Here is a 7,035-nt window from a genome sequence, read left to right on the forward strand (position 1 = left end):
GCTATGGCTCTGAGCAATGTAGGCAGGGAGGCTGGCATGCCACGGCAAGACGTCGAAGCTTATGATGGTGCGTTATTCCGTCTGAACAGATGGGCAGCACAATGACGCGCAACACTGCCCTCCCTTATCACGATGCTTTTGACTACATCGTTGTCGGCGGCGGCTCCGCCGGCTGCCTGCTTGCCAACCGCCTCAGCCGCGATCCGGCGACGCGCGTGCTGCTCTTGGAAGCTGGCCGCAAGGACGACTATCCCTGGATTCACATCCCGGTCGGCTATCTCTATTGCATCGGCAATCCGCGCACCGACTGGCTATATAAAACGGAGCCGGACGCCGGTCTGAACGGGCGGTCGCTGCGCTACCCGCGCGGTAAGACGCTCGGCGGCTGCTCCTCCATTAACGGCATGATCTACATGCGTGGCCAGGCGCGCGACTTTGACGGCTGGGCGGCGGGGACCGGCGATGACGGTTGGTCCTGGCAGAACTGCCTGCCTGATTTCAAGGCGCATGAGGACCATTACCGGCTGGACAACGGCGCGGACCCGAAGACCGGCGGCAACAGCCGGTTCTCCGACATGCATGGCCACGGTGGCGAATGGCGGATCGAAAAACAGCGGCTCAAATGGGATATCCTGGAATCCTTCGCGGAAGCTGCCGTCGAGGCGGGTATTCCGCGATCCGACGATTTCAACAGTGGCGACAACGAGGGCGTCGGCTATTTCGAGGTCAACCAGCGCTCCGGCTGGCGCTGGAACACGTCGAAGGCTTTTTTGCGCCCCGCGAAGAACCGCCCGAACCTGACCATCTGGACGCAATCCCATGTCGAACGGCTGGTCCTTGAAACCGATGGTTCCGGCCGCAAGCGTTGCACCGGCGTCGTGCTCCAGCGGCAGGGGCAACGAGCCGAGGTCCGGGCGCGCAGGGAGGTCATCCTATCCGCCGGCGCAATCGGTTCGCCGCAAATCCTGCAACTCTCAGGTATCGGTCCGGCCGGATTGCTTAAGCGTCATGGCGTTGAGGTCGCGCACGACTTGCCGGGCGTGGGCGAGAACCTGCAAGACCACTTGCAAATCCGCGCCGTCTTCAAGGTCGGCAATGCGAAGACGCTGAACACGCTCGCCAACAGCCTGTTCGGCAAGGCGATGATCGGGCTGGAATATGCGCTGAAGCGCAGTGGCCCGATGAGCATGTCGCCCTCGCAGCTCGGCGCCTTCACCCGCTCGGACGAGCGCCAGGCCCATGCCAATCTGGAATATCACGTCCAGCCGCTGAGCCTCGACGCCTTCGGCGAACCGCTGCACAGCATCCCCGCCTTCACCGCGAGCGTCTGCAACCTCAACCCGACCAGCACCGGAACCGTGCGGATACGCTCCGGCAACGCCACGGACGCACCCGCGATCGCGCCGAACTACCTGAGCACGGAGGAGGACCGCCGGATCGCCGCCGAAAGCTTGCGGCAGGTCCGGAAAATCGTATCGCAGCCGGCGCTTGCAAAATACCAGCCCGAGGAATGGAAGCCCGGCTTGCAGTTTCAGAGCGACGAGGAACTGGCGCGGCTTGCGGGCGATATCGCCAACACCATCTTTCATCCGGTCGGGACGACGAAGATGGGACGTGACGACGACCCGATGGCGGTGGTGGACAGCCATCTCAAGGTGCGCGGCATCGAGGGCCTGCGCGTCGTCGATGCGGGCATCATGCCGAAGATCACCAGCGGCAACACCAACGCGCCGACGCTGATGATCGCCGAAAAGGCGGCCGGCTGGATCGTCGCCGATGCGCGGGCATAAAAAATACTTGGGGAGATGAGACAATGACATCGATCGCGCGTTCCGCGCTTCCGCTTTCCGGCGTTCGGGTGGTTGATTTCGGGCAATATATCGCCGGCCCGGCCGTGGCCATGATCCTTGGCGATCTCGGCGCGACCGTCGTGCATGTCGATCCGCCCGGCGGTCCGCTCTGGGACAATCCCGCCAATGCCATTCTCAACCGCAACAAGCTGATCGTCACCCTCGATCTCAAGACGGAACAGGGGCTGGATGAGGCGAAAGCGCTGGTGGCCGAGGCCGATATCGTCGTCGAGAATTTCCGTCCCGGCGTGCTTACCCGGCTCGGGATCGATTTTTCGGCCTTGCGTAAAGCGCGGCCGGACCTGATCACCCTGTCGATCCCCGGCTTCGCCTCCGACGATGAGCTTCGCCGGGATTGGCGGGCCTTCGAGACGGTGATCGCGGCCTCGTCCGGCGTCTTCACAGATATGGGCCTCAATCGCGTCCTGATGGGCATCAACCCGTCTTTCTCGCCGCTGCCGCTCTCTTCCGCCTACGGCACGATGCTTGCGGCGTCCGCGACGGTGCTGGCGCTTCAGGCGCGCGAGCGCACCGGGCGTGGCGATCACATCGAAGTGCCGCTGGCAAGCGCCGTCATGGAGGGCCTCTCCTACAATTCCATCCTGATCGACGACTATCCGCTGCGCTACCAGACCCAGCGCGAGCGGGAGATCGAGCGCCGGCGCGGCGAGGGCCTGCCGATGGACATGTCCTATGACGACCTTCAGGAGTTTCTCGATCCCTTCTATCGCAGCTATGTGTGCGCCGACGGGCGGATGTTCTACGTCGTCTGCCCCAGCCACAAGAACCACGCGAAGCGCTGCCTGCAAGCTCTGGGCATCTACGATGAGTTGGTCGCCGAGGGACTGCGCGAGGAAGAAGACACCTATCTGCCGGTCTCGCAATGGTCGTCGGACGTTTCGCTCGGCGTCTATCCGCTCCCGAAATTCTGGGCCGACAAGATCGCGGCCCGCATGAAGGAGGTTTTCCTGACCAGGACGGCGGCCGAATGGGAGCGCGTCTTCGGGGAAGGGCTGTTTCCCGGCGCGCCGCAGCGCTGGCTGAAGGAATGGATCGCCGACGATCACGCCAGGGCCGCCGGCCTGATGATCGAGGTGGACGATCCGATTCTCGGCTGCATGACCCAGCCGGGGCCGATGGCCTGGCTACAGGAGAGCGCCGAAGCCATGCTGACGCCGCACCCTCGGCGTTGGGGAACGGTCGGGGAAGCCTTGGCGATGCTTTCGGGTATAGAGCGCCCGTCCTTGCCAGCGCCGACGACCGACGCACCCGGAGGCTGGCTGGACGGCACCAAAGTTCTCGATCTGTGCAATGTGATCGCCGGGCCGCATTCGGTCGCCTATCTCGCCCGCTTCGGTGCGGAGGTCATCAAGATCGATCCCGCCAAGCCGCTTTACGATTGTTGGAATACCGTGATCTTCGGCATGTCGCATATGCGCGGAAAGCAGTCCGTGCTGCTGAACATCGGTTCGCCCGATGGCCGCGTCGTCTTCGAGGAACTGGTGCGCTCCGTCGATATCGTGGTCTGGAATGCCACCGACCGTCAGGTCAAGGCGATGGGGCTCGATGCCGAAAGCCTGAAGGCGCTCAACCCCCAGGCGATCTTCTGCCAGCTCGATTGCTTCGGCGGCGTGCGCACCGGCCCGCGCACCGACTATCTCGGCTATGACGATCTCGTACAGTCGGCGACCGGCATCATGCGGCGCTTCGGCGGCTCGATGGATACGCCGGAAGAACATGCCCATGTCGGCACCATCGACGTCATGTGCGGCTTCGGCGCGGCGCTGGGCATTGCCGCCGCCCTCTACCAGAAATCCAGAACCGGCATCGTCGGCCGCCCGCGCACGTCGCTGTCGGCACTGACCGGCCTCGCGCAGATATCGTTCTGCTACGACTACGCTGGGCGTGGCCCCTTCGATGAGCCGTCCGGCCGCGAAACCAAAGGGTATCATGCCCTGTCGCGGCTCTACGAAACGGCAGCCGGCGAGCACCTTCTTTTGTGCGCGTCGGAAGCCGATCTTCCGCGCTTCGGCAAGGTTGAGGGGCTCAGAGGTATTGTTGAGATGGCCGCGTCCGATCGCGAGGCCTATCTCGCAGGGGCTTTCCTGACCGCGCCGGCGGAAACCTGGCAGCAGCGCCTGCGGGAAGCCGATATCGGCGTATCGCTCTGCGAGAACATCGAAACGATCCGCAGCCGCAGTGCCCGCATTGCCGACGGCACGCCCGGGATCGACCGGGGCAGCTATTCCTTCTCCATCTTCCCGGATCATCCGAGCGGGCACCCCGTCACGCAGCTCGATCCCTTCGCCATCCGTCCGGCTGTCGGCAAGGTCACGGCTGTCGCGCCGGCGGAGAAGTACGGAGCTTCAACACGCGCCGTTCTCCGGTCCCTCAACTACACGGACGCCGAGATCAACCGGCTGATCGACTCCGGTACGATCAGCGAGACCTGGAGCGCAGAGTATCTGCCGAGCTAGCAGGAAACGGCGGCTTCGGGTTCTGAGGAGGATACCGAAGCCGCTCGCAGCCCGCCGAGACATGCGATGGCGTTGACGGGCCTGGAATTTTACCATCGCACATAGGGAGGAAGAGCCATGCGTCGGCGCTCCATGGTAGAGAGGTGAATCCATTTTCAGATCTGGCGTGCCGGCGGTTCAAGTCGGTACAGGAGCAAATCGGAACGGCAGATCGACCAAGCCTTATGAAGACCGTGATCCGCTAGAACTATCACTCTTTTGCATATTCGCGGGCAGCCTGGATGAATGCAGTGAAGGCAGCCGGAGGGTTCTTCCTTCCGGGATAGTACAGCGCCAGCGGCGCTAGCGATGGCGTCCAGTCCTCCAGGACGCGCACAAGCCGCCCGGCTGCGATGTCTTCGTGCACGTCCGCTTCCATGACGTATCCGAGGCCGACACCGTTCTGCGCGGCTATCCTGACCAGGCTGGGTTCGTCCAAAGTGATCGAACCCTGAACGTCGATCTGTACGGCGTTCCCGTCCTTCTCGAATTTCCAGCGGAATAGCGCGTTATTGGGAAGCCGCGCGCGGATGCATCGAAACCGGTAAAGGTCCGTCGGTACAGTCGGTCTTCCATGCGTTTGCAGAAATTGTGGCGACGCGACCACGGCATTGCTGCGCCTAAGGCCCAGAGGCACAGCGATCATATCGGCAGGGACGAGATCGGCCGGCCTGAGGCCGAGGTCGAAACCGGCTGCGACGATATCGATGATCCGTCCTTCGGTGACCAGATCGACATGCACCTGGGGATAGCGTTGCAGGAACGAAAGGATGAGCGGCTCCATCACCTCCCGAGCCGCTGTGGCGAACGCATTGATGCGCAATGTCCCCGTCGGAATCTTCTGAAGCGATTGCGCCGCCAGCATCGCATCGTGGATGTCGGTCACCGCGGGGCCTACCCGTTCGACGAAGGTTTTTCCCGCATCGGTCAGCGAGACGCTTCGCGTCGTCCTGTTGAACAGGCGGATGCCGAGGCGGTGTTCAAGCTTGGCGATGGCATTGCTCAAGGCCGTCGTAGATATGCCGAGATCAAGGGCGGAAGCCCTGAACGATCCAAGACGGGCGATGCTGAGAACGGCATCAAGGTCGGCAAGAACAGAGCGCGTCATTGTCCCTCTTTTCGCAATGTCTCATCCTCATTCATCCTGCTTATCCAGTCAATAGTGTTGCTCTACCTTCTCGTCAGTCGACCTCGAACGGAGGTTGAACGGCGGCCAATGAGGCCCACACAGGACTGGAGAAACTGAATGACAATCCAACTACCCAAGGCCATTCAAGCCTATTTTGAGGCAGACCGCACAGGCAGCCCGGATGCCGTCGCAGCCGCTTTTACCGAAAACGGCATCGTGAAGGACAAAGGCAAGACCTATCATGGGCGGGACGCTATCCGTGAGTGGATGGTGGAGGCCGGCCAGCTCTACACCTACACGGTCGACCCCTTCTTCATCGGCACTGAGAGCGGCAAGACCCAGGTGACCGCCCATGTCGCCGGCACCTTCCCCGGCAGCCCGATCGATCTGCGGTTCTTTTTCGTGCTTGCTGGCGACAAGGTCGCCGAACTGGAGGTCACCGTATGAGCGCGTTTCTGACCCTGGAGGGCCGTCGGGCTCTCATCACTGGCGGCACTTCGGGTGCGGGCGCTGCAACGGTCTCGCTGTTCAAGGAACTCGGTGCCCGTGTGCTCACCACCGCTCGTAAGAAGCCGGCGGACGTCTCCGGAGCGGCGTTCGTTGAAGCTGATCTCACGACTGTGGAGGGCGTCCAAACCGTCATCGCCGCCGTTCACCGGGAGTTGGGCGGGCTCGATATCCTCGTGAACGTTTTGGGCGGCTCCTCGGCGCCATCGGGCGGCTTAGCGGCATTGATCGAGGAGGAGTGGGAGAAAGAGCTCAATCTCAATTTCTTTCCGGCCGTCAGACTGGATCGCGCGCTCATTCCCGGCATGATTGCCCAGGGAAGCGGGGTCGTCATTCACGTGACATCAATCCAGCGGAGCCTTCCGCTGCACCAGGCGACGACAGGCTACGCGTCGGCGAAGGCAGCGCTCAACACCTACAGCAAGAGCATCTCCAAGGAGGTCTCCCCCAAGGGCGTGCGGGTGGTGCGGGTTTCTCCCGGTTGGATTGCCGATCCGGGCTCCAACGGTCTCGCCCTGCGTATCGCTGAGGAAGCCGGCATCAGCTACGACGAGGCTGTCCAGACGATCATGGACTCGCTTGGCGGCATACCGTTGGGGCGGCCGGCCAGGCCGGGAGAAGTCGCCGACCTGATTGCCTTTCTGGCCTCGGACCGGGCTTCGTCGATCACCGGCACCGAGCACGTGATCGATGGCGGGACCGTTCCGACCGCATGAAGGGATGACGGTGTTCCGGGATTGTGGTCTCCACATATAGCAGGCCATTGCAGGTCAGGCGGGTGCAAACCACCCGCCGATCTGTAAATAGATCGTGCCGCGACGATGACACACGTCCTGGTTCAAAGGCCTCCAACGAGCGAGGCCGTCAATCCCATCAAGAGCTTAAAACTGTTGATTGCCACTGAGAACTGACCCGGCGTTTCCACCGAGAATTGACCCGCCTATTAGGTATGTTTCGGGTCTGCGGTCGTGGTCAAGTTTCTCGTTTTCTCCTTTGTCGTTTTGGGCTCGTGCGCTGAGCTGTTCTTGAAGCG

5 protein-coding genes are annotated in these 7,035 nt (G+C 62.4%); 4 read left to right on the forward strand and 1 reads right to left on the reverse strand.

Features of this window, described 5'->3' with window-relative positions; translation table 11 throughout:
- Window positions 1-101 precede the first annotated feature (101 nt).
- Both ACOZKU_RS10010 and ACOZKU_RS10015 read left to right on the forward strand, forming a co-directional pair.
- Window positions 102-1,790, forward strand: coding sequence for a GMC family oxidoreductase (locus tag ACOZKU_RS10010; RefSeq protein WP_421578748.1), 1,689 nt, complete (start codon window positions 102-104; stop codon window positions 1,788-1,790).
- A 23-nt stretch (window positions 1,791-1,813) separates the two neighbouring features.
- A complete protein-coding gene (locus ACOZKU_RS10015; RefSeq protein ID WP_421578749.1) occupies window positions 1,814-4,327 on the forward strand; it encodes a CoA transferase in 2,514 nt (837 codons plus the stop codon).
- Window positions 4,328-4,577: 250 nt separating this feature from the next.
- Here the strand turns inward: ACOZKU_RS10015 and ACOZKU_RS10020 are convergent, their stop codons facing one another.
- Entirely contained in the window at window positions 4,578-5,474 is an 897-nt protein-coding gene (locus tag ACOZKU_RS10020) for a LysR family transcriptional regulator (protein ID WP_421578750.1), read from the reverse strand.
- Window positions 5,475-5,612: 138 nt separating this feature from the next.
- Here ACOZKU_RS10020 and ACOZKU_RS10025 point away from each other — a divergent pair, with 138 nt between their 5' ends.
- The gene (locus ACOZKU_RS10025) at window positions 5,613-5,942 is read left to right on the forward strand and encodes a nuclear transport factor 2 family protein (protein ID WP_421578751.1); all 330 of its coding nucleotides are present in this window, start codon (window positions 5,613-5,615) and stop codon (window positions 5,940-5,942) included.
- The gene (locus ACOZKU_RS10030; protein ID WP_421578752.1) at window positions 5,939-6,718 is read left to right on the forward strand and encodes an SDR family oxidoreductase; all 780 of its coding nucleotides are present in this window, start codon (window positions 5,939-5,941) and stop codon (window positions 6,716-6,718) included. Before ACOZKU_RS10025 ends, ACOZKU_RS10030 begins: the two co-directional genes overlap by 4 nt.
- Window positions 6,719-7,035 lie beyond the last annotated feature (317 nt).

This window comes from Shinella sp. M31, from assembly GCF_049199205.1.
Lineage (GTDB): Bacteria > Pseudomonadota > Alphaproteobacteria > Rhizobiales > Rhizobiaceae > Shinella.